The 21,145-nt window shown below is 43.4% G+C and carries 18 protein-coding genes and 1 riboswitch; of the genes, 4 read left to right on the top strand and 14 right to left on the bottom strand.

Annotation, left to right across the window (positions count from 1 at the left end; genetic code table 11):
- Positions 1-3: 3 nt before the first annotated feature.
- From ABXS85_RS12295 to ABXS85_RS12340, 10 genes are all read right to left on the bottom strand, one after another.
- Positions 4-1,860 carry a DUF294 nucleotidyltransferase-like domain-containing protein gene (locus ABXS85_RS12295; RefSeq protein ID WP_353666828.1) on the bottom strand — a complete coding sequence of 619 codons (1,857 nt, stop codon included), beginning with the start codon at positions 1,858-1,860 and terminating at the stop codon, positions 4-6.
- A gap of 11 nt (positions 1,861-1,871) precedes the next feature.
- On the bottom strand, positions 1,872-2,438 hold the full coding sequence (locus tag ABXS85_RS12300) for a TMEM165/GDT1 family protein (RefSeq protein ID WP_353666829.1): 567 nt from the start codon (positions 2,436-2,438) through the stop codon (positions 1,872-1,874).
- 86 nt (positions 2,439-2,524) lie between these two features.
- Positions 2,525-2,629: riboswitch (yybP-ykoY riboswitch) on the bottom strand.
- Between the two features lie 69 nt (positions 2,630-2,698).
- A complete protein-coding gene (locus tag ABXS85_RS12305; RefSeq protein WP_353666830.1) occupies positions 2,699-4,282 on the bottom strand; it encodes a BCCT family transporter in 1,584 nt (527 codons plus the stop codon).
- A 377-nt stretch (positions 4,283-4,659) separates the two neighbouring features.
- Entirely contained in the window at positions 4,660-5,826 is a 1,167-nt protein-coding gene (gene hemW / locus ABXS85_RS12310; protein ID WP_353666831.1) for a radical SAM family heme chaperone HemW, read from the bottom strand.
- Positions 5,823-6,428 carry an XTP/dITP diphosphatase gene (locus tag ABXS85_RS12315; protein ID WP_353666832.1) on the bottom strand — a complete coding sequence of 202 codons (606 nt, stop codon included), beginning with the start codon at positions 6,426-6,428 and terminating at the stop codon, positions 5,823-5,825. The genes hemW and ABXS85_RS12315 overlap by 4 nt, the downstream gene beginning before the upstream one ends.
- Before the next feature lie 61 nt (positions 6,429-6,489).
- Positions 6,490-7,086 (bottom strand): methionine biosynthesis protein MetW, encoded by a 597-nt coding sequence (metW, locus tag ABXS85_RS12320; RefSeq protein WP_353666833.1) that lies wholly within the window; start codon positions 7,084-7,086, stop codon positions 6,490-6,492.
- Positions 7,076-8,257 carry a homoserine O-acetyltransferase gene (locus tag ABXS85_RS12325; RefSeq protein ID WP_353669778.1) on the bottom strand — a complete coding sequence of 394 codons (1,182 nt, stop codon included), beginning with the start codon at positions 8,255-8,257 and terminating at the stop codon, positions 7,076-7,078. The genes metW and ABXS85_RS12325 overlap by 11 nt, the downstream gene beginning before the upstream one ends.
- Positions 8,258-8,433: 176 nt before the next feature.
- A complete protein-coding gene (locus ABXS85_RS12330; RefSeq protein ID WP_353666834.1) occupies positions 8,434-10,320 on the bottom strand; it encodes a HAMP domain-containing methyl-accepting chemotaxis protein in 1,887 nt (628 codons plus the stop codon).
- A gap of 273 nt (positions 10,321-10,593) precedes the next feature.
- Positions 10,594-11,226: a 16S rRNA (guanine(966)-N(2))-methyltransferase RsmD gene (rsmD, locus tag ABXS85_RS12335; protein WP_353666835.1), complete on the bottom strand. Its 633-nt coding sequence runs from the start codon at positions 11,224-11,226 to the stop codon at positions 10,594-10,596.
- Complete coding sequence (locus ABXS85_RS12340; RefSeq protein ID WP_353666836.1) at positions 11,223-12,521, bottom strand: insulinase family protein; 1,299 nt, start codon at positions 12,519-12,521, stop codon at positions 11,223-11,225. Before ABXS85_RS12340 ends, rsmD begins: the two co-directional genes overlap by 4 nt.
- A gap of 173 nt (positions 12,522-12,694) precedes the next feature.
- Between ABXS85_RS12340 and ftsY the strand changes: the two genes are divergently transcribed.
- The 4 genes from ftsY (at position 12,695) to rpoH (ending at position 16,647) form a co-directional block, all read left to right on the top strand.
- Positions 12,695-13,942: a signal recognition particle-docking protein FtsY gene (gene ftsY, locus ABXS85_RS12345; RefSeq protein WP_353666837.1), complete on the top strand. Its 1,248-nt coding sequence runs from the start codon at positions 12,695-12,697 to the stop codon at positions 13,940-13,942.
- 29 nt (positions 13,943-13,971) lie between these two features.
- Positions 13,972-14,643 carry a cell division ATP-binding protein FtsE gene (gene ftsE / locus ABXS85_RS12350; RefSeq protein WP_353666838.1) on the top strand — a complete coding sequence of 224 codons (672 nt, stop codon included), beginning with the start codon at positions 13,972-13,974 and terminating at the stop codon, positions 14,641-14,643.
- Positions 14,643-15,650, top strand: coding sequence for a permease-like cell division protein FtsX (gene ftsX, locus ABXS85_RS12355; protein WP_353666839.1), 1,008 nt, complete (start codon positions 14,643-14,645; stop codon positions 15,648-15,650). The genes ftsE and ftsX overlap by 1 nt, the downstream gene beginning before the upstream one ends.
- 130 nt (positions 15,651-15,780) lie before the next feature.
- Positions 15,781-16,647: an RNA polymerase sigma factor RpoH gene (rpoH, locus tag ABXS85_RS12360; protein ID WP_353666840.1), complete on the top strand. Its 867-nt coding sequence runs from the start codon at positions 15,781-15,783 to the stop codon at positions 16,645-16,647.
- A gap of 104 nt (positions 16,648-16,751) precedes the next feature.
- Here the strand turns inward: rpoH and ABXS85_RS12365 are convergent, their stop codons facing one another.
- The 4 genes from ABXS85_RS12365 to ABXS85_RS12380 all read right to left on the bottom strand — a co-directional run bounded on the left by ABXS85_RS12365 (position 16,752) and on the right by ABXS85_RS12380 (position 21,104).
- Positions 16,752-17,612 (bottom strand): energy transducer TonB, encoded by an 861-nt coding sequence (locus ABXS85_RS12365; protein ID WP_353666841.1) that lies wholly within the window; start codon positions 17,610-17,612, stop codon positions 16,752-16,754.
- A 4-nt stretch (positions 17,613-17,616) separates the two neighbouring features.
- Positions 17,617-18,564, bottom strand: a complete 948-nt coding sequence (gshB, locus tag ABXS85_RS12370; RefSeq protein ID WP_353666842.1) for a glutathione synthase — start codon at positions 18,562-18,564, stop codon at positions 17,617-17,619.
- A 199-nt stretch (positions 18,565-18,763) separates the two neighbouring features.
- Positions 18,764-20,272 (bottom strand): TolC family outer membrane protein, encoded by a 1,509-nt coding sequence (locus ABXS85_RS12375; protein WP_353666843.1) that lies wholly within the window; start codon positions 20,270-20,272, stop codon positions 18,764-18,766.
- A gap of 97 nt (positions 20,273-20,369) precedes the next feature.
- Entirely contained in the window at positions 20,370-21,104 is a 735-nt protein-coding gene (locus ABXS85_RS12380) for a 16S rRNA (uracil(1498)-N(3))-methyltransferase (RefSeq protein ID WP_353666844.1), read from the bottom strand.
- Between the last annotated feature and the right edge of the window lie 41 nt (positions 21,105-21,145).

Below are 21,145 nucleotides of genomic sequence, written 5' to 3' on the forward strand. Positions count from 1 at the left end.
AACTTAACTGCGCTTTCCCGCATAGCGGAATTTAATAAATTCTTGTTGACGAGCAACTATGTCAAAAGCGTCTCTGAGATGGCGTTTTTCAAAGGATGACAAATTGGCAGGATTAACATGATTGTTAGGCGATTCTCCTGAATCAATTTGTTCTTTCTGATGTCGAATTCGTACCATACCAATCATTTCCAGTGCCAGAGTCAAATCTTTAGCGCGACCATCAGGTAATAGGCCTGCGTCTTCAATGTCTTCAAGGCGCTCAAAGGTATTTAACTTATCGCTACCCATGGCCAAAGCATGTACACGTACTATGTCAATGATTGGTGCAATGCCTCTTTCTTTGAGGTTGAAAGTACGTGACTGCTTACCTTCGCCGTCGAGCACGAACTGCCGGAAGAAGCCGAGAGGCGGTTTTCTCTGGTTGGCATTACGTGCCATAAAGGTTAAAAAGCCCGTGTGTTCTTTGGCTTCTTTGCGTATGTGTCGATTGAGCTGAAGAGCGAGACTTTTATCACCATAAATTCCACGTAGATCGAAGAAGATGGACAGTCTTAATAAGGCTTCTGCTTTGGGCTCACGAATCCATTGACTGAAATAATCTTGCCAGACGCTTAATGGCTGACGCCAGCGTGGATTAGACGCCATGATGTCGCCGCTACACAAGTCGTAACCACATTTGTCTAAGTTCTGACAGACCCAATTGCTGAGTGTGGCAAAATACTCACCATGCGCTTTAGGGTCGTATTTATCACTCAGAATCAGTGCGTTATCTTGGTCGGTTTTAATGGTTTGTTCTTCTCGAGCTTGTGAACCCAAGGCAACAAAGCAATATGGTACTGGCGGTTTGCCAAATTTTTCTTCTGCTAATTGGAGTAGTCGCTTTACAAAGGCGATACCAATGTGGGACATGGCATTACCTATCATTTGCGTGTTAGCGTCAGCATTCACCAGTTGAGTAAAGGTATGGGTCATTTTACGGCTGATGTTTTGCAGACCTGCAATATTACTCTGCTTAAAAATATCACTGATTAAATAGACGCTGCCATGACTTTCTCTTTGAACAATATCACCTGCGCTAATGACGCCAATAGGCTTACCATCTTTAATGATGGGCAAATGATGAACATTACTAGCCATCATTTTGAGAACGGCTTCAGAGGCATAATCATGACTATCAAGCACAATAGGGTTAGCTGTCATGATGTCGGCGATAGGGGTGTCAAAAGGCAGTCCCTTTGACAAAGCACGGGTGCGCAAATCCCGGTCGGTGACTATGCCAATCAGCTCTTGTTGATTTGTGATCAGCAAACTAGAAACCCGATGTTCTGTCATGATTTGCGCGGCGGTCAGTAAATTTGAATCCGCTTGAGTGCTGATGGGCTGTCGTCTTAATAAACTAGTTACGGGACAGGTCATGAGAGAAACATCAGAGCTTTGCGAATCCATGGCGAGTCGCAAGCGAACTTCACGAGCCAGTTCGAAAAAGTCTGAAAAGGTATCGTTCTCTTCATACAATTTAATAAACCAACGGGCTGGGATGCGATAAAGTAGGCTGTCTTCTATGGTTCTCATGGTTTGTGAAGACTTACCACCTCTGAGTATAGAGGCATAACCGAAGAGTTCTCCTTCGTTCATGCGACGTATCAGTATATTGTCTTTATTGAGCACTTCGATTGCGCCGCTGCGGATGAAGAACAGGGTGTTATTAAAGGCGTCGGGAGAAATGACCCATTCTCCTGCCCGCACATACTGAATCTCGATTTCTTTTGTCATGTCTGCCAAGGGGGCTTCATCTGCAATTTCATTGAAGGGAGCATATTGGCATAGGGCGTCTAAAATCTCGGTTAATTCAACATCCATAGTGAAACCTTTTATTGCAGATAAGGCGTGACCAGAGTAATCATGCCAATGATAATGAAGAGTAGGCAAGCTAATTGACGAGTGCGCTTGGCATTTACTTGATCCATCAACCAGCGACCAGCAAAAATGACCGGTACGTTGGTCATCATCATACCCACAGTGGAACCTAGTAAGACAGCCCACATGCTGCCATAGTGCGCTCCGAGTAAGACAGTGGCGACTTGCGTTTTGTCACCGATTTCGGCTAAGAAGAACAGCATGAAAGTAGCGCAAAAAGCGCCATATTTTAGTAGCTGATTGTCTGCGCTTTCGTCTTTATCGGGAATCAATAACCAGAGGCCAACTGCGATAAAGCTGAAGCCTACAATCCAGTTGATGATATTAGCTGGAAACCATTGTGCTAATTCTATACCGAGCCAGGTCGACACGGCATGGTTTAGTAAAGTTGCACATAATATACCTAATACAATGTTTATTTTGGAGGCAAAACGAGTAGCAAGAAATAGAGCCAATAATTGAGTTTTATCGCCCATTTCGGCTAAGGCAACGGTTGAGGTAGAAGTAAACAGGGCTTCCATCGATTGATATGTCCTAGGTGGGCGATAATACAAAAGACAAACAACTTGAGCCCACCAGAGTCAAGTTCTTGTCTTAAGTCTCATCAATCCTGTACTTGGCATCAGGACTTCTTTGCCATGAGCGTGAGGCCCAATTATGTTGACAAAGAATCTTCGTAAAACGAAGAAGATTACTCCCCTAAGATGCGCAGATAATAGTGTATTTTTTGTATTGAAACAAGAAGGGCGGTCTAAGCCGCCCTTTGAATATTTATATAGCTTTATTTATACAAGTGCATGTCACTGCGTAGACCTTTCCATAAACTGATACACATGATTAACATCAACAGAGTGAAAGGTAGTCCAATGGTAATAGCAGCAGCCTGAATTGCTCCTAGTGCTTCAGAACCACCTCCAACCAGTAAAGCAATAGCAATGATGCCTTCCAATACCGCCCAGAAAACTCGTTGAATCATAGGGGCATCGGTTTTACCTCCGGCCGTAATACCATCAATAACCAAGGATCCAGAGTCAGAAGAGGTTACGAAGAACACCAATACCAGCACAATACCCACAAAAGAAGTAATGGCAGTTAGTGGTAGATTTTCAAACATTTGGAACATAGCCAAAGATGAATCACTGATGCCATTGGCCAGAGCGCCAACGCCATTTTGTACTTGCTCAATGGCAGAACCACCGAAAACAGCCATCCATACAAGTGTAACGAGTGTGGGCACTAGCAGTACTGCGATGATGAATTCACGAACGGTACGACCACGTGAAACACGAGCGATAAACATACCAACAAATGGTGACCAAGAAATCCACCAAGCCCAGTAGAATACCGTCCAACCATGATAGAAGGTTTCATCCTCACGACCAATCCAATTACTTAGTGGAATGATGTTTTCCACATAATTCAATAGGAAAGAACCGATAGCAGCGAAAATAGCACCTGTATGGCCTACTATCACAATGAAAATAGCCAATATTGCAGCAATGATCATATTGACGTTAGAAAGCAGTTTCACACCACCTTCAAGGCCTCGCGCGACAGAGAAAATGGCTACGGCAGTAACACCGCAAATAACTAAAATTTGGGTAGTTAATGTGTTAGGCAGTCCAAATAGGAAAGCCAAACCACTGGTGGCTTGTTGAGCACCAAAACCAAGTGATGTTGCTAAACCGAAGATGGTCGCAATAACCGAAATAATATCGATTACATGACCAATCCCCCCCCATACTTTCTCACCAAAAAGTGGATAAAAAGCAGAGCGTATGGTCAGTGGTAGACCTTTGTTATAAGCAAAAAAGGCAAGTGATAGTGCGACAACCGCATAAATGGCCCATGGATGTAAACCCCAATGGAACATGGTTGCGCCCATGGCTACATCTTTAGCTTCAGGGGTATTTTTCATAACGTCAAATGGGGTGCCATACCAGCCAGTGTAGTAAGCTACCGGTTCCGCCACACTCCAGAACATCAGACCAATTCCCATTCCTGCTGCAAATAACATACAGAACCAAGTAAGGGTAGAATGTTCTGCTTTGGCTTCTGTACCACCAAGACGAATTTTACCGAATGGCAAGAGAATCAGAGCCAAACAAAATAGAACAAAGAGGTTACCAGCGACCATGAAGAACCAATCAAAATGACTGATAGACCAGTTTTTTGCGCTAGAAAGTAAAGCGCTGGCATCGGAAGGGAAAAGAATACTGCCAATGATGAAGGCGAGTATGATGATAGCACTGGTACTGAAAACAGGGTTTAATACATCCAAACCGAGAAACTGGACGTTGTCCTGACCCACTTTATAAGAAGTGTCGTATTCCGCCCGACCACTGTCAGGTGTTTTATTACTCATATTTTTCTCCTGATTTAGTGAAAACTCAGCCAGCCTTTTTCTATTTCACAATGAAAATCACATGCACTAGAAACAGTGGCCCTTAATAACCCTATAAGAGTAGGTTATTGAGCAATGTTCTTATCGCGACGTATTCTGTTCTTTTTTTGATCATATGCATATGAATCAACATAAAACTCAAAGAGTGTGAGTGTTAAGGGGTCAAAACAAAATGGCATTTTCATGGTGAAACTATGATTGACTGGCATCACTATTTTGATAGCTCCAACTAGACTGAGTAAAAAGACCTCATTCAAGATGATCTTTTATCATAGTCGAAGTAAGCGTTACATCAATTTGTTTAGATGTCAAACCATATAAGGCGAGTTAAATCTTATCTAAAGAAAGAGTTCAAGTAATTCATTGAGAAAAAGTTTGCCTTTTTCTGTGGTTTGAATGCGCTGATTTTGCCAAGCTTGAGCATCCAACAAGCCGCGTTCTAAAGCAGTTTGGCAAGAATCCATCAGATGCTTTGGTATGCTTTTTTGTGCATATTGTTGATATTCCATGAGATTAAAGCTTTCAAACAGACGTAAGCGATTCATCATAAATTCTAGAGGCATGTCATGTGGTGCAATGGCTTCCTTAGTGACTAAGGCTGCAGGCAGATTATTGAGATAATGATTTGGGTGACGAGTCTTTCGAGTACGAAATATTTGACCATTAACTAATGTGATTTTTCCATGAGCACCTGCGCCTATGCCGAGATAATCTCCGAAGCGCCAATAGTTCAGATTATGAGCTGCTTGTCGACCTGTTTTAGCGTTGGCTGAGACTTCATACTGATGGTAGCCATGTTGGTTCAGCAATGTCTGTCCTGCGTCTTGGATTTCCCATAAAGTGTTATCTTCTGGCAGAGTCGGAGGGCGACGATAGAATTCGGTATTGGGTTCTATGGTTAGTTGATACCAAGATAGATGTTCGGGGTTGAGTTGAATAGCCAGCGACAAATCTTCCATTGCCATGGTAAGGCTTTGTTCTGGTAGGCCGTGCATTAAATCCAGGTTGATGTTGTCAAAGCCAGCAGCGCGTGATTTTTCCACAGCCAGAATAGCTTCCTCTCGGTTGTGGATTCTTCCTAGGGTTTTCAACAGCTTAGGTTGAAAACTTTGAATACCAATGGATAGACGGTTAATGCCTGCTTGACGAAAGTGACGAAATTTTTCTTGCTCGAATGTGCCTGGGTTGGCTTCCATGGTGATTTCCGCCTGTTCTACCCAGCTAAGTTTACTGCGCAGCGCATCCATTAATTGATAATAAAAATCTTCGCTCATTAAACTGGGTGTGCCACCGCCAATAAAGGCCGTTTGAATAGGTCGATTGGCAACATATGCCATATCTTCGTCTAAATCGGCGAGCAGTTGCTGTAAATAAGCTTCTTCCGGTAATTGGCCTTTTTGATGAAAACGATCTGCTTGGTGAGAATTGAAGTCACAATAGGGACATTTCTTGACGCACCAAGGCAAATGGATATAAAGGCTAAGTGGCGGTAGAAGGGTACTCACTTAGCGGCATCCTGTTGGAAGGCAGCTAATAATTGTTTTAACGCTTTGGCGCGATGACTGATTTGGTTTTTCACTTCTTTTGGTAAACTGGCTGCACTACAGTTGTACTCAGGTACATAGAATAATGGGTCATAGCCAAAGCCTTCTTGACCTGCCAAAGACTCTAAAATTCTACCTTCCCAAACACCATGGAAGACTTTTGGTGTGGGGTCGTCTTTGTGGCGTAAATACGCCAATACACAATGAAAGCGGGCACTTCTTTGTTCGCTAGGGACACCTGCCAGCTTTTGTAGAAGCAGTTCATTGTTCGCTTGGTTGTTACCGTGTTCGCCAGCAAAACGTGCTGAATATATTCCGGGGGCCCCATTTAAGTAATCCACTTCAATACCAGAATCATCTGCTAGTGCGGGCAAGCCGGTTTTTTCACAAGCGTGGCGTGCTTTTAATATGGCGTTTTCAATGAAGCTTAAACCGGTTTCATCTGCGTCTTCCACAGCGAATTCCTTTTGTGCTTTGACGTCAAAGCCAAGGCCACTAAGTAGGGCGTTGAACTCTTTGATTTTACCAGCGTTATTGCTGGCTAAGACTAGGATTTCATTCACGGAAATGTCCTCAAAATGAGCTTCGGTCAGGCTGGGATTGTATTGACAGCCTGACGGAAAATTAGTTGTTACGACTGATGTGAAAAATCGCCGTTTCACTGAAAAGGTTCGGCATGGAGCGGATCCACCAATGGTCTTTGAGTTGACCGTCTACTGCAGCCCAGCGTAATACTTTGATGTTCTTCTCCTGACATAAACGCTCAAAATCCTGAAAGGTGAAGAAGTGGATGTTGGGTGTGTCGTACCAATTGTATGGCATAAACTCAGACACAGGCATGCGACCTTTTAGTGCCAAATGCAGGCGGCTGCGCCAGTGACCAAAGTTAGGGAAGGTAATGATGCATTCTTTACCAATGCGAAGCATTTCGTCGATCAATAAGTCAGGACGACGAAATTGCTGTAGGGCATGAGTCATCAAAACTAAATCAAAACTCTGTTCGTCAAAGTTTTGCAAACCTTCATCAATGTTTTGTTCTAATACAGGGATGCCTTTTTGGATACAGGTATTCAGATCGTCAGCATCGATTTCCAGACCATAGCCATGGATTTGTTTTTCTGTAATGAGGTGGTGTAGCAATTCACCCGGACCACAAGCCAAATCCAAAACACGAATGTTGGGCTGAATCCATTCATCAATGATTTCTAAATCAGGACGCATTGGCTGACTCCTTTTGCTGACCATCAGCAGTTACTTGATTAGCAATGCGCGTTAAAAAGCTACTCAAAGCTTGCATGTAACGTGGAATAGGAAACAGAAAAGCGTCGTGACCTTCAGTGGCTTCAATTTTAGCGTACGACACCGCTTTTCCTGCTTTTATCAAGGCGTTGACAATTTCTTCACTGCGCTGGGGTGAAAAACGCCAATCAGTGGTGAAAGACACCAATAAAAACTCACATTTTGCACGGCTCAATACTGCAGCCAAATCACCATTGGCTTGTGCGGCTGGATCAAAATAATCCAATGCTTTGGTCATCAACATATAAGTATTGGCATCAAAGCGTTTGGTAAAAGCTTCGCCTTGATAACCTAGATAGCTTTCAATCTCGAACTCAATGCCATAATTGTATTGATAAGACTCGTGACGCCTCTGGCGACCAAATTTTTCCCCCATGGCATCGTCTGATAAGTAGGTGATGTGCCCCAACATGCGGGCCAAACCTAAACCATTGGTCGGTACCGAGTCGTTTGCTAAATACTGTCCGTCAAAAAAGTGTGGATCACGACGAATGGATTGACGCGCCACTTCATTGAAAGCAATGTTCTGTGACGATAATTTGGGTGCCGAAGCAATGATAACAGCAGCTTGCAAACGCTCAGGATAGCGAATGCTCCATTCCAGAACTTGCATTCCACCAAGACTGCCTCCGACAATAGCAGCAAAGCTTTCGATACCAAGTCTGTCTGCTAGGCGTGCTTGGCTTTCTACCCAGTCTTCAACTGTGACAATAGGAAAATCAGCTTGCCACGCCTGACCTGTGGCTGGGTTGATACTGGTGGGTCCAGTTGAACCGCCGCAGCCGCCAAGATTATTTAAAGCAATGACAAAAAAATGATTGGTGTCGATGGCTTTTCCCGGACCAATGGCAGAATCCCACCAACCGGGTTTTTTATCTGCTAGGTCGTGATAGCCGGCTGCGTGATGGTCTCCACTTAGAGCATGGCAAATCAAAATGGCATTGGAAGCGTCTTGATTCAGAGTGCCATAGGTTTCATAAATGAGCTGATACGATGCCAAGGTTTGCCCGCAAGCTAAGGTTAGAGGCTCGTCGAATTGCGCTGTCTGAGGTATGACTATGCCCACAGAATCAGCAGGAATGGCGTCTGGCATGTGTTTTGATAATCCTAATGAAATATCCATGTTTCCACGAAATTGATGAGGAAACAGACTCGAAAAATAATCCACACAGTCTAGCGGCTGAGCGGAATACCATCAAGTGAAGATAGGGCAAATCCCCCTATTTAGAGACAGAGACTAAATTAAGGGGGCGTCTGTGTGAATGGATTTTAAGCCAGGCTAAAAACACGCGTTTTCTCAGCCAGTTGTTGTGATAATTGCTGAATCTGTTGCGTCTTGTCAGCCATTATGTCGATTGACCCTGTATCTTCTGTCAGTTGCTGGGCAATTTGATCCATTTCTGCACTCATTTGAACAGCAGTGCTGGCTACATCCTGAATCGCAGCAGCCATGGAATCCGTTGATTTTGTGCCTGTCATGGCGAAGTTTTCAATATTACGCATGGCTTCTTCTGCTTTACTGCCATTTTCACTGATAACACTTAAATTGGATTTACCGCTTTCCATGGTGGTGATGGCAGAGTGAGTAGAGGTTTGAATGGTGCTAACGATTTCTGTAATTTTCGATGTTGCATCCACGGTTTTTTCCGCCAAAGCGCGTACTTCGTCGGCCACTACAGAGAACCCGCGTCCGGCTTCACCAGCGCGAGCGGCTTCAATGGCAGCATTCAGTGCCAATAAGTTAGTTTGATTGGCAAGATCGTTGATCATAGAGATCACATTATCTATGTCTTTTGATAATTGACCAAGATGGTTTAATTGTTCGCTGATAACCTGTACTACATTGACTGTGTCATTGATGCTGGTTAATACCTTGTTTATGGTATCAGCGCCCGCTTTAGCAGATTGGTAAGTATCATTCGATTGGTTTTTTAACAATTCTGTGGTGTTAGAAAGTTCAGTCAGACGACTGGAAATGTCGTCTGTGGCGGTTGCCAGCGAATCAGTGCGTTGATTAACCACATGGTTGCTGCTGGAAATATTGCCTATGGTATTGTTCAAATCGGTAGACATAGTGGTAAAAGTGTCGGTAGTGGTCACCACATCTTTAAGTACACTATTGAGTCCTTTGGCCATTTCATTTAGGGAAGTGCCTAACAAATCAAATTCATCATTACGCTTGGTGTTAATTGCTACCTGGGTTGTCATGTCACCTTGTTTGACATTATTTAGATCATTGCCAATGCTTTTCAAAGAAGCGTTTACACTGCGGCCAATAGTAATCATCAATAAGGTTGCCAGTACGATAACTACCAAGCTTACAACCAGTAAAGTGGCGTTGGCTTTGTTAGAGCTGCTTTCTGAGTCTGCTTCTGCATTAACCAGAAGTTGCTCAATGAGTTTACTGGCTTCGATCTGGCTGGTATTAAAAATTTGTTTAAAGTTATCAAAAGTTTCTTCAATGTTTTTTAATAATTGAAATTCTTCACCATATTTTAGGATGGCATCATGATAGGCGTTTGCTGTGACACCATGAGTACTTTGAAAACCAAAGTTTGAAATTCGACGATCAAACTTTTCGAAATTGGCGCTAAATTTTTCAAGATTATCGGCGGTTGGGTCAGACAGATAGCTGGCTTCGGCTTGTCTTACACTAGAGAATTCACGCTTTAATAAACTTAAGCTGCTGATATCGTCAGTGAGCTTTGCGCCAAGTTGATCAATCTCGCCGCGCATTCCTGAGGTTGAATCAAAGCCAATAAGGTTTTGTTTATTTACCAACGCCAGAAGTGATTGGCTATAGTCTTCTATCTTAATTAAATTGGCCTCAAGTAATGCTCTGAGCTCGTCATTACTGGCTAATGCCATGTTTTCTTTAATAATATTTTCGTTGTATAGGGCCTGATCTTTTACCTTCTGAACATATTGTTCAATATTACTGCTGGTGACAGAGCGCAAGTTATCAGCACTGGCCAGCATATTAATGCTGACTTGATCATTTGATGCTTGAATTTTTGACAGCGTCCTAAGTTCGTTGTTGGCATTTTGCTGTGAAGATAAGCCTTCAATGGCAACAAAGGTCACCAAGACAAAGCCAACAATGGCGGAGACTAGTAACAGTATGAGTTTGGATTTAAAAGAAAGGTTATTGAGCATTGCTTACACCTACCTGCCTTTTGAGCGGTTAATGGATCAATTAGAATTTGACTTATCTAGATGATGCATGGCCTATGCAAATACTGTGCACAGGTCAATAATATGTATGAACGCAGTAAATGCTAGGTTTGGTTGAGAATATTGATTGATTTTTGCCCTTTTATAGTGCGTTTAAGGTTTTTGTAATTTTAAGGCGTCTTTAAAAGAAGCCTCTTTAATATCCAAGTATTGCGTATTCAGCCAGTATGAACTATTTCTAACCTGGCAAATCACTCAAGTTTTCATTGGGGGGCAAATCACTTCGAATAAACGATACGTCAATTGTCCGGCCGTTTTCTCTTTTTTAAGCTGCCAGTGTACGGGCAACTCTGGTAAAGAACTTTCTTTTTCCATCTCTATATACACCAATGCACGTTCTGCTAACCAGTCATTTTGCAATAGGGGTATTATCTTTTCTAACCAGCCTTTACGGAAAGGGGGGTCAAGGAAGACGAGATCAAATTTGTTTTGAGGAGACTGTTGTAAATAACTTTCGGCACCTTGGGTAATCACTTGTCCTTGATGCGTTTGTAATGTTGTTAGATTGTTCAGCATTTGCTTGGTTACTGGTAGGGCACTATCCACAAAGGTGACATGCTTTGCACCACGGGATAAGGCTTCTAAGCCTAAGGCGCCAGAGCCACAAAAGAGATCTGCACAAACCGCTCCTGGCACATGGGGGCTGAGCCAGTTAAATAAAGTTTCACGTACGTGGTCTGGTGTAGGTCTTAGACCTTCCAAATCGGGAATGGGTAATTGCCGTGAGCGCCACTCTCCCCCAATGATACGTAATTTTGCAGTTTTGCTTTTACCGCTATTATGCTTATTTTTAACGCTATTATGCTTAGAAGAGGGACGTTTTGTCATTGGTAAACCTGAATTTCTTGATATGTTTGTGCGTTAAATAATTCTTTTAATGCCTCTTGATAGGCTTGGAAATTGAAATTATCCACAGCTTCTCGATAGTTGTTAGCGAACTTTTCTAACGTTAGTTCAGTATTTTGGTGACTTACTTGGCTAGCAATCTGCGCCCACCAAGTTGGCGACTGAGCGTTTTGCTCAATTTGTTGCAATAACTGTTCACGAAGTGCATTAAAGCCGTCTTTATCATTGCTTGATGGGATTTGTTCAGCAAACACAAAGCTTTTAAGGCTCAATTGCGGTGCTCCAGTCGATGGCGTCCTAGCGTCTAGGGTATCATTTAGATGATATTGTACATTCCAACCTACCCAAGGATGTTGAGGTGCTAACGTCAGATTGAGTTGAACAAAATTGATTTTTTCTTCGTTATTAAGTTTGTTGACTAAATCGGCCCCCCATATTTGTAAACTGAGCCATTGAGTGACGTTACTTAATGGGGTGAGAGCCACTGCGCTGCGAGTCTGCCAAAGCTCACCATGATGTCGCTGAATTACCGTGCTGACTGAGGTTATCTGTATATCATTTTCCATTGTGTTGGGAGAAAAGTTCTCAGTGATGGCGTTCAAGGCCGCTTCTACAAGTGCTTTGCTTCGATCAGACAAATCTCCGGTTAAGTAGATGGCGGAGACAGATTGGGTCATGTTTTGGTAATAATTCTTTACTTCTGAAAGACTGAATTGCTCTTGTGGTAGCGTGCTAGGTTTTACAAACAGTACTTGTTCTAGTTCGTGTAGTGGCTCGTGTTGATAAGGGTCGCGGTCAAGCCAATTGGTGTAAGTGCGTGTTTTGAATTTGGTTTCTGTTAGCCAAGTTTTAGCGAGCTTTAACGCTGGAATCAGATAATTTGGATCATTGCTGATGGTGAGTCCGATGACTTGATTTTCATGATCATAATAGGTCATGGCGCTTGCGGCTAAAGGAGAGAGACGCTGATTGATCGATGCTGTACTAAGGGGTAAGGCATCGCTCATTAACATGGCCATGGTGGACTGAATGAGTTTGGTATTGGTGTTGGCGGCGCGAAAGCTGAAGCGGATTTCCAATTTATCGCTGCCTTGCCAGTCTTTTTGATTCAGCCAGATAACTGGAATATTCGATTTTGTTGACCATTCTTGGATACTGGTTTGCGGCAAGTTTGCACTTGGTGCAGTCAGATTAAGTAGCCAAATTGCCAAGCTAGAGAAGAGCATAATGACAGCCAACATTGGGCGGCTGAAAAGAGGCTTATTTGTGTCGCGCATTAGAGCACCTTTAGAAGACCTAAACACAGGCTAAATAGTGTAAAAACAGGCCTGATTGCTAATCAGAATGATGATAAAATAATCATTTTGTGCGTCCACCACAATGACGCAGAGTTTTATAATAGCATTTCACTGGTGTTAACTGCATCAGCCAAAACGAAGAGATGAATTTAATGGAAGTTGTGAATCAGATTATTGCTTTTTTAACCCCATATTTTGGTGAATACGCCCGCTTTGTTCCTATGATAATTGGTATCCTGTTGGCGGTATTAGCCTTTGTGATTCGTCGCCGTTTTGTCAACAAAATGAGAGCAGATATTGCGGTCGCTAAACAAAAAGACGTTGCAGCCCGTGAAGTGGAAAAGCCTTCAACTGAAGCTCAAGATTCTTCGTCACAAGCCATGTCTGCAGATATAACGCCTTTGACAAGCGAACAGCCTGTATCTGAGCAGCAAGCGTCTACACAGCTTGACAAGCCAGAAGAAGAGCCTGCTTTGTCTTGGTCAGAGCGAATTAAATCAGGTTTGTCTCGCACCCGACATGGTTTAGGTAATGGTTTGTCTTCCATCATCAGTGGCAGTAATAAAGTTGATGATGACTTGTTAGAAGAACTGGAAACACAGTTGTTGATGGCGGATGTTGGTATCGACGCTACGCGAACCTTGATTGAAGGATTAATAGAAAAGCTAAATCGTAAAGAATTAAAAGATGCCGACGCTTTGATGACACACTTAAAAGCTGATATGCAAGGGATTCTAGGCCTGTCACAACAAGAGCTTGAGCCAAGCAAAGCGGACGGCCCTTTTGTTATTTTGATGGTGGGTGTTAATGGCGTTGGAAAAACCACTACTATTGGTAAGTTGGCGAAAAAGTATCAAGCACAAGGTAAGAGTGTGATGCTCGCCGCAGGCGATACTTTCCGTGCAGCTGCGGTAGAGCAGTTGCAGGTTTGGGGGGAACGAAATAATGTTCCTGTTGTGGCGCAACATACGGGCGCTGATTCGGCCTCTGTTATCTTTGATGCGATTGAGTCTGCAAAGGCGAAAAATATTGATATTGTGATTGCCGATACAGCTGGGCGTTTGCAAAACAAACAAAACTTAATGAACGAATTGTCTAAAGTCGTTCGTGTGATGAAAAAGTTGGATGAAAGCGCGCCGCATGAAGTGATGTTGGTGTTGGATGCGGGAACGGGTCAGAATGCCATTAGCCAAGCGAAACTTTTTTCAGAAGCAGTGGGTGTATCTGGTATCACTCTTACTAAGCTTGATGGTACTGCAAAAGGCGGTATTATCTTTGCCATTGCCAAACAGTTTGGCTTGCCGATTCGATATATTGGCGTTGGTGAGCAAGCTGATGATTTACGTCCGTTTGTTGCCCAAGAATTTATTGATGCTCTGTTTGCAGGGGATCAAGATTAATCACCTTTGAAACAGGACAGTGAAGCAGAGTGGAAATCGAATTTCAGCGCGTAGGTAAGAAGTACGACAGCGGTCAGGAAGCTTTGTCGCAGGTGAGTTTTCATTTGCAGCAAGGTGAAATGGCATTTTTAACTGGCCACTCTGGTGCAGGTAAAAGTACCTTGATGAAGCTCATGATGATGATTGAGCGTCAAACATCAGGGCAAATTTTTATCAACGGTATTGATTTACGGACCTTAAGTCGCCGTGCTATTCCGCAGCATAGACGTCGTGTTGGTGTGGTGTTTCAGAATCACCAATTGCTGTTTGACCGCAGTGTTTTTCATAATGTTGCTTTACCTTTGCAGGTGAGTGGTGCAGACCACGAGCAGGTGGCTAAGCGAGTGCGAGCTGCACTGGATAAGGTGGGCTTGTTGGACAAGGAAAAGTTTAACCCTATGGCCTTGTCAGGCGGAGAGCAACAAAGGGTAGGTATTGCTCGTGCCGTGGTAAACAAGCCTCAGTTGCTGCTGGCGGATGAGCCAACGGGTAACTTGGACCCTAAATTGTCTGCGGAAATCATGAACCTGTTTCAAGAGTTTAATCGTGTCGGTGTTACTGTGTTGGTTGCCAGTCACGATTTGGCTTTGGTGGCGCGTATGCGTCATCGCGTTTTGACCTTGAATCAAGGTCGAATGGTCAATGATGGAGGGTTTGCTTGATGGCGCAAAAGCCCAATCAACGAGGCGCTACCCGTGCCTCTGTGAAAGCCACAAAGCATCATTGGCCGTCGCGGAATCGATTTAACATGAGCTTGTATTTCCGTCAGCATAAAACCACCTTGACGGAAAGTTTTACACGCTTGTTGACTTATCCGCTTGCTAGTGTGATGACCATTATGGTGATTGCCATTGCTTTGTCCTTGCCGGGAGGTTTGTATGTGGCACTGAAAAATGTGCAAACCGTTACGGACCAATGGGAACAGCAGTCTGTCATTACCTTGTATCTTTTCCCCAACTTAGAAGATACCGAGGCATTGGCTCTATCACACCGTATTTCTGCGCAAGCGGATGTGGATTCGGTGGAGTATATTTCGAAAGAAGAAGGTTTGAGGTACTTTGAGCGCTCTAGCGGTTATGAACAAACACTGTCTTCTTTGTCCGAAAATCCTTTACCAATCGTATTAAGAGTGATCCCGCGGGAGTCGGTTGACGTAACGACATTGTCTAGTTTACAGGTGCTACGTGATGAGTTGGCCAACAACCCAGAAGTAGAAATCGCCGAATTAGATGCACAATGGTTACAGCGTCTTGCCAATATCTTGAGTTTTGGTCAGCGTTTTTCTTATGCATTATCGGTTTTATTGGTGATTGCCGTGTTTCTTATTGTGGGGAACACCATTCGTGTAGCGGTGGAAAATCGTCGTGATGAAGTACTGGTAATGAAGCTGGTAGGAGCGACGGACGCTTATATTCGTCGTCCATTTTTGTACATGGGCTTTTGGTTTGGCTTGTTGGGTGGAATCTTTGCTAGCCTATGTATTTTGGTGCTTAGCTGGTGGGTGAGTGCTCCTGCTGAGCGCTTGATTGATTTGTATCAAAGCGATTTTCAATTGCAGACTTTTAATGCAGATGAGATTGTTTTATGTTTAACTATTAGTGCATTAATTGGTGTAGTCGGTGCTTGGATTGCGGTAAACCGACACATCAAAGATATGGAGCTGCAGTGAGATAAAGCGGCGATCGCTCAACAAAATGCATTCGCCACGTTATATCCACATTTATGTCACACATATGCAGAATTAACTTGTTAGTATTTTTGTCATACAGGGTATGAACAATTAAAAGGTGGAAATAGAGATGGGTAAAGCTCTTCAGCCTATAGATATGATGACTCCAGGTCAGAACCTTGAGTCGTATGTGCAAACAGTAAGTCGTATTCCGATTTTAACTGCTGATGAAGAAAAAGCCTTAGCAGAACGTCTTTATTATCAAGAAGACTTGGAAGCGGCGCGTACACTCGTCATGTCACATTTGAGATTTGTTGTGCACATTGCAAAAAGTTATTCAGGTTATGGCTTGGCTCAAGGTGATTTGATCCAAGAAGGTAACGTTGGTTTGATGAAAGCCGTAAAACGTTTTAATCCTGAAGTGGGTGTGCGTTTGGTTTCTTTCGCGGTGCATTGGATCAAAGCTGAAATTCATGAATTTATTCTGAAAAACTGGCGTATTGTGAAAGTGGCAACCACTAAAGCGCAGCGCAAAATGTTCTTTAACTTGCGTAGTGCGAAAAAGAGTTTGTCATGGTTTAGTAATTCTGAGGTCGAGTCGGTGGCTAATGATCTTGGTGTGACGCCAGACGTGGTTCGTCAAATGGAAGGGCGTCTAAGCGCTTCAGATATGGCGTTTGATGCGTCTGCTGACGATGACGATGACAGTGCGTTTCAGGCTCCGTCGCAGTTTTTAGAGGATCATCGCTCTGATCCGGCGTTATTGTTGGAAAACGGCAATTGGGAAGAAGATTCTAATCAACGTCTTGAACTCGCTATGGCCGATTTGGACGAACGTAGTCGTAATATTCTGGTGCAACGTTGGTTGTCGGATGGTAAGTCTACTTTACATGAATTAGCCGATGAATATGGAGTTTCTGCTGAACGTATTCGTCAGCTTGAAAAGAACGCCATGAAGAAAATTCGTTTGGCGATGGGTGATGGTCAGTTTGACTGATCTACCTAAAATAGTTTGCAAAGCCCTCTCCATGAGGGCTTTTTTGTATCTGAATCTTGTTACTTGATAAACAACAGAAGAAAGCTTTGCTAAGCTGATCGCTGTTACTGACTACGTAATTGATCGCCAGGAATAAAACGCCAAGTGCGTATGATTTCTAATTTATCCACCTCTTTCTTTAATTCGCTAGGGAAGGTCTGAAAAGGTTCGGCTAGACGCACAATTCGCATGGCCGCATCATCTAAAACTCGAATACCGGAAGAATGTAATATTTCAATGTCGTCTACGTAGCCGTTAGGTAAGATGACAACGGCTAATCGTAACTCACCATATAAATGGTCTCGTTTGGCTTCTGCTGGGTAGTGTATGTTACCTATGCGTTCGATACGCCGACGCCAATCATCAAGATATTTTGCGTCTACTGCGGCTTTGGCTGATACGGACGTTAAACGTCTAATACGAGGACGTTTGGCGTATGACTGTCGTTGTTGGTCAAGTAAAGCCTCTAGCGTTGCTATGTCATTAGACAGATGGCTAGGAATCTGTGTTTCGCCACGAAAACGCTCTTCTAATGTTTGAGGTTCTTTTTCGACTTCTTTTGCGACTTCTAGGGTTGATTGTTGCTCTTGTGTTGCTAATAGACTGGGTTCGTCAATGGGTTCTGCTGAGGCCAGTTGGGGTTGTACTGGCGGTGAAATTTCTTGAATGTTATCAGATAGAAATTGCGCTTCTTCCGTGGTGGTGAGCTTTTTCTTACGTAGCTCAGTACCACTTGCTTGTTGGTTTGCTTGCGCAATGAAGTCTGCTTCTACTGGCGCTTTGGTAGTATGCTGTACCAAGGTCACTTCTAAGGTTTTTGGTTTGGGTGAGGGCAGTTCAAAATCAAAACTAACTAAGATCGCCAACAGCAAATGTACGCTGATGGCGATAAAAAGGGTAACGGAAAATTTATCAATCACACGCATGATATTAGGCTAAGCGTTTCTCAATGGCTTCGATTAATGTCATGGCAATATTGAGATCAAATTGCTGGTCTAACTCCCTGACACAAGTTGGGCTAGTGACATTGATTTCAGTTAAGTAGTCGCCAATAACATCCAAACCAACAAATAAAAGCCCTTTTTCCTTAAGTGAAGGAATGACCTGCTGACAAATCCAACGGTCTCTGTCACTCAGAGGTCGACCTTCTCCACGGCCACCAGCTGCTAAATTTCCTCGGGTTTCACCAGAAGCTGGAATACGGGCTAGAGCATAAGGAACTGGCTCACCATCAACGATTAAAATGCGTTTATCACCCTGTTTGATTTCAGGAATGAATTTTTGCGCCATGATTTGCTCAGAGCCCATGTTAGTCAGAGTTTCAATAATCACGCTGACATTAGAATCGTCTGGTTTTAGACGGAAAATAGACGTGCCTCCCATGCCATCTAATGGTTTAAAGATGACGTCGCCGTGCTCTTTATGGAAGGCTTTTAATAAGTCCGCTCGACGAGTCACCAGTACCGGTGGGCAACACTGAGGAAATTGTGTGGCAAAGAGTTTTTCATTACAGTCGCGTAGACTTTTCGGGTCGTTAACCACCATGCAGCCATCGCGTTGAGCCTGTTCTAAAATCATGGTGCTGTATACAAATTCACCATCGAAAGGTGGATCTTTACGCATCAGAATAACATCCAAATCGCCTAATGCAATTTGTGACTCTTCACCTAAATCATAAAAATGCTCTGGCTTTTTGTGTACAGTAAGTGGACTCGCCATAGCATAAGCTTTGCCATTGTCGAGAAATAGGTCTTTTTGTTCCATGTAGATAAGCTCCCAGTCTTTTTCAGCGGCGGCCCATAACATGGCAAGTGATGTGTCTTTTTTGTAGTTGATGGATGCGATGGGGTCCATCACGATCCCTAGTTTAACGGTCATTCTGCAGTGTCCTCAAAAACGAGTATCCGACTGTGCTCAACTTAGTCGTAATATATGTATTGATGCTATAGAAATATGCAGGCGCTGAGAAGAAAAAATAGCTCTGTTTTTTCAATAGTTTGGGAGGACCGCAAAATTTCCTTATTCGACATGCTACCGTTGAGAGCAAAAGGAATCGACTTGGCTCTCAGTAATAATGTTACCAACTGCCGGATGCTTCATCTGCATCAATAAATAAATCATCAGCGCTTGGTCGATCTGACGGTAATAGGAGGTCTTCTGCTGAAGCTGGATCGGATTCTTCAACTTTTGGCGTTACTGTGGCCTCGATGTTTTCTAATTCGTCCGTCGCCGCCTTTTTGGTTGGTGCCTGCCGTGGCGGTTCAAATTCATCTTTGAAGCCAAGTAAAGGTGGACGATAAATACGGAAAGAGCGCATTAACTCGCCTTTGGCGTTAAATAGACGAAATTCAGAGAACAATTCATCGTAGTCCGCATTAACGTAATCCTGGCGAGCTTGGAAAAGCTCGTTTTCACTGTCTAGAACGTCTAATAGAGTGCGTCGGCCTAAGCGAAATTGCTTCTCGTAGGCCACTTGGGACTCTTTGGTGGCGATCACGTAGTCACGGATGTGTTTTTTTTGGCCAGTAGTCGCCTCAAAAGCAGCCCAAGCAAGGCGTACAGTTAATTCTGTATCGCGAATGGTATTTCGGCGAATTTCCTTAGCCTGGATGTTTTGTTGAACTGCTACTTCTTTTTGACGCTTAAAAGAACCGCCACTATAGAGGTTGTAGTTCAATCTGACCATAGCGAGCAAATCTTCACTTGGGCCTTCATCACCGTCTAGGTTATTGTTCCAGGTTCGCTCTAATACAAAGTTTACGCTTGGGTATTTTCTCGCATCTGAAATTTTTTGAATGCTTTCGGTGGCAGCCACATCCCAATATGCTCCCTCGATGGCGGGATTTTTTGCCAATGCTTGCTTGATGGCGCTATCTAAGTCTTTGGGTAGTAGATCACGGTCTGGAATTGGGTAAATTAAGTCTTTAGGTGGCATTTCGCCGACCACTTTGTTGTAGTTACTTTCCGCATCTATGAGATTGTTAGTAGCAGCAAGGTAGTTGGCATGAGCTTTAGCAAGGCGTGCTGTGATTTGACTTAAGTCCGATTGACGTCCAACGCCTGTGTCGCTTTTTAGTTTGATCTGCTTGTAGATGCGTTGATGAGTTTCTAAATTCATGTTTGCCAAATTGACAAGCTCACGGTAACGCAGAATATTAGCGTAAGCTTGTGCCACCTCTAGAGCCGTGTTTTCTACGGAGATAAGGGCACTCCATCGATCAGCTTCGGCTTCGTTAAACAAACGATCAACCTCGTTTTGTGAAGCAAAACCATTAAAGATGGGTTGATTTAACGACAGAGAGAGTTCACGTCGTGTCAGTCCTATGTCATCTGAATTGTTTTCATCAGCATAAGTGGTTTCGTGACCAATACCGGCGGTTAAATCAACACTGGGATAATAACCATTGCGTCTTGCTAGATCCATGTTCTCTTTTGATTCACGGTATTTGGCAATGGCTTGGCGCACTGTTGGGCTGTTTTCAATTGCAGTATAGGTTGCTTCTTCAAGTGTGAGCGCGGCACTGGTTATAGGCAGTATGAGTGTTCCTATACAAAACATGCATGTAATGGCTGTTCGGTAAAACATGTGTCTCAGTATCCTGTCTATATATCCAGACAAGATAGTAAAACGAAATTTGCCATTTTGTATGTAGCGATTCTGTTAGCTGATTTATAGAATACGCTTAATTTATATCCCCCCATAAAGTGTTGATCACACTCAGTGCCACCACAGGTGCGGTTTCGGTTCGTAACACTCTTGGTCCTAGGGTAATGGGATTAAAACCTTGTTTTTCAGATAGTTGGACCTCTCGATCGGTTAAGCCTCCCTCAGGACCTATGAGTAATCCAACTTGTTGATCTGTTTTGAGGGAATAGTTCTTTATTGATTTGTCGCTGTGATGATGCAGGGTGAATTTTAACATTTGGTTACATTCATCAAGCCAATCTTCGAGTGCCATTGGCATGCGTATTTCCGGAACTACGCCTCGACCACATTGTTCAGTAGCGCTAATGGCAACTTGTTGCCAATGTGCGAGACGTTTTTCAATACGCTTGTCTTCGAGCTTTACTTCACATCGTTCACTAAACAAGGGTTGGATGGCAAACACGCCTGCTTCAACTGATTTTTGAATGGCGTAATCCATACGCTCTCCACGTGACAAAGTCTGTCCTATGGTCACTTTTACTAAGGACTCATTGTTTAAGTCTTCAAATCTACTAGTCGTTATATTAGCTGAGCGCTTTTCTACGTCGCATAAAGTGGCGTGATATTGACCACCTTGACCATTAAAAACCCGTAATGGATGGCCCGATTTGAGCCTTAAAACTTTACACAGATGTTGGAAACTGGTGTCAGGCAAGGTCAGCGTTTGGTTTTCACTGAGTTCAGTATTGATATAAATTCGTGGGATTCGCATACCTTGTCCTAATGAATAGAAAACGCATAAAAGTGAATTAA

It is taken from the genome of Marinomonas sp. THO17 (genome assembly GCF_040436405.1).
GTDB lineage: Bacteria > Pseudomonadota > Gammaproteobacteria > Pseudomonadales > Marinomonadaceae > Marinomonas.

What these genes read in the sequence shown, in the direction of transcription:
- ABXS85_RS12295 (WP_353666828.1), bottom strand. Translation starts at nt 1,860, where the DNA reads ATGGATGTTGAATTAACCGAGATTTTAGACGCCCTATGCCAATATGCT.
- ABXS85_RS12300 (WP_353666829.1), bottom strand. Translation starts at nt 2,438, where the DNA reads ATGGAAGCCCTGTTTACTTCTACCTCAACCGTTGCCTTAGCCGAAATG.
- ABXS85_RS12305 (WP_353666830.1), bottom strand. Translation starts at nt 4,282, where the DNA reads ATGAGTAATAAAACACCTGACAGTGGTCGGGCGGAATACGACACTTCT.
- metW (WP_353666833.1), bottom strand. Translation starts at nt 7,086, where the DNA reads ATGCGTCCTGATTTAGAAATCATTGATGAATGGATTCAGCCCAACATT.
- ABXS85_RS12325 (WP_353669778.1), bottom strand. Translation starts at nt 8,257, where the DNA reads ATGCCAGACGCCATTCCTGCTGATTCTGTGGGCATAGTCATACCTCAG.
- ABXS85_RS12330 (WP_353666834.1), bottom strand. Translation starts at nt 10,320, where the DNA reads ATGCTCAATAACCTTTCTTTTAAATCCAAACTCATACTGTTACTAGTC.
- rsmD (WP_353666835.1), bottom strand. Translation starts at nt 11,226, where the DNA reads ATGACAAAACGTCCCTCTTCTAAGCATAATAGCGTTAAAAATAAGCAT.
- ABXS85_RS12340 (WP_353666836.1), bottom strand. Translation starts at nt 12,521, where the DNA reads ATGCGCGACACAAATAAGCCTCTTTTCAGCCGCCCAATGTTGGCTGTC.
- ftsY (WP_353666837.1), top strand. Translation starts at nt 12,695, where the DNA reads ATGGAAGTTGTGAATCAGATTATTGCTTTTTTAACCCCATATTTTGGT.
- ftsX (WP_353666839.1), top strand. Translation starts at nt 14,643, where the DNA reads ATGGCGCAAAAGCCCAATCAACGAGGCGCTACCCGTGCCTCTGTGAAA.
- rpoH (WP_353666840.1), top strand. Translation starts at nt 15,781, where the DNA reads ATGGGTAAAGCTCTTCAGCCTATAGATATGATGACTCCAGGTCAGAAC.
- ABXS85_RS12365 (WP_353666841.1), bottom strand. Translation starts at nt 17,612, where the DNA reads ATGCGTGTGATTGATAAATTTTCCGTTACCCTTTTTATCGCCATCAGC.
- gshB (WP_353666842.1), bottom strand. Translation starts at nt 18,564, where the DNA reads ATGACCGTTAAACTAGGGATCGTGATGGACCCCATCGCATCCATCAAC.
- ABXS85_RS12375 (WP_353666843.1), bottom strand. Translation starts at nt 20,272, where the DNA reads ATGTTTTACCGAACAGCCATTACATGCATGTTTTGTATAGGAACACTC.
- ABXS85_RS12380 (WP_353666844.1), bottom strand. Translation starts at nt 21,104, where the DNA reads ATGCGAATCCCACGAATTTATATCAATACTGAACTCAGTGAAAACCAA.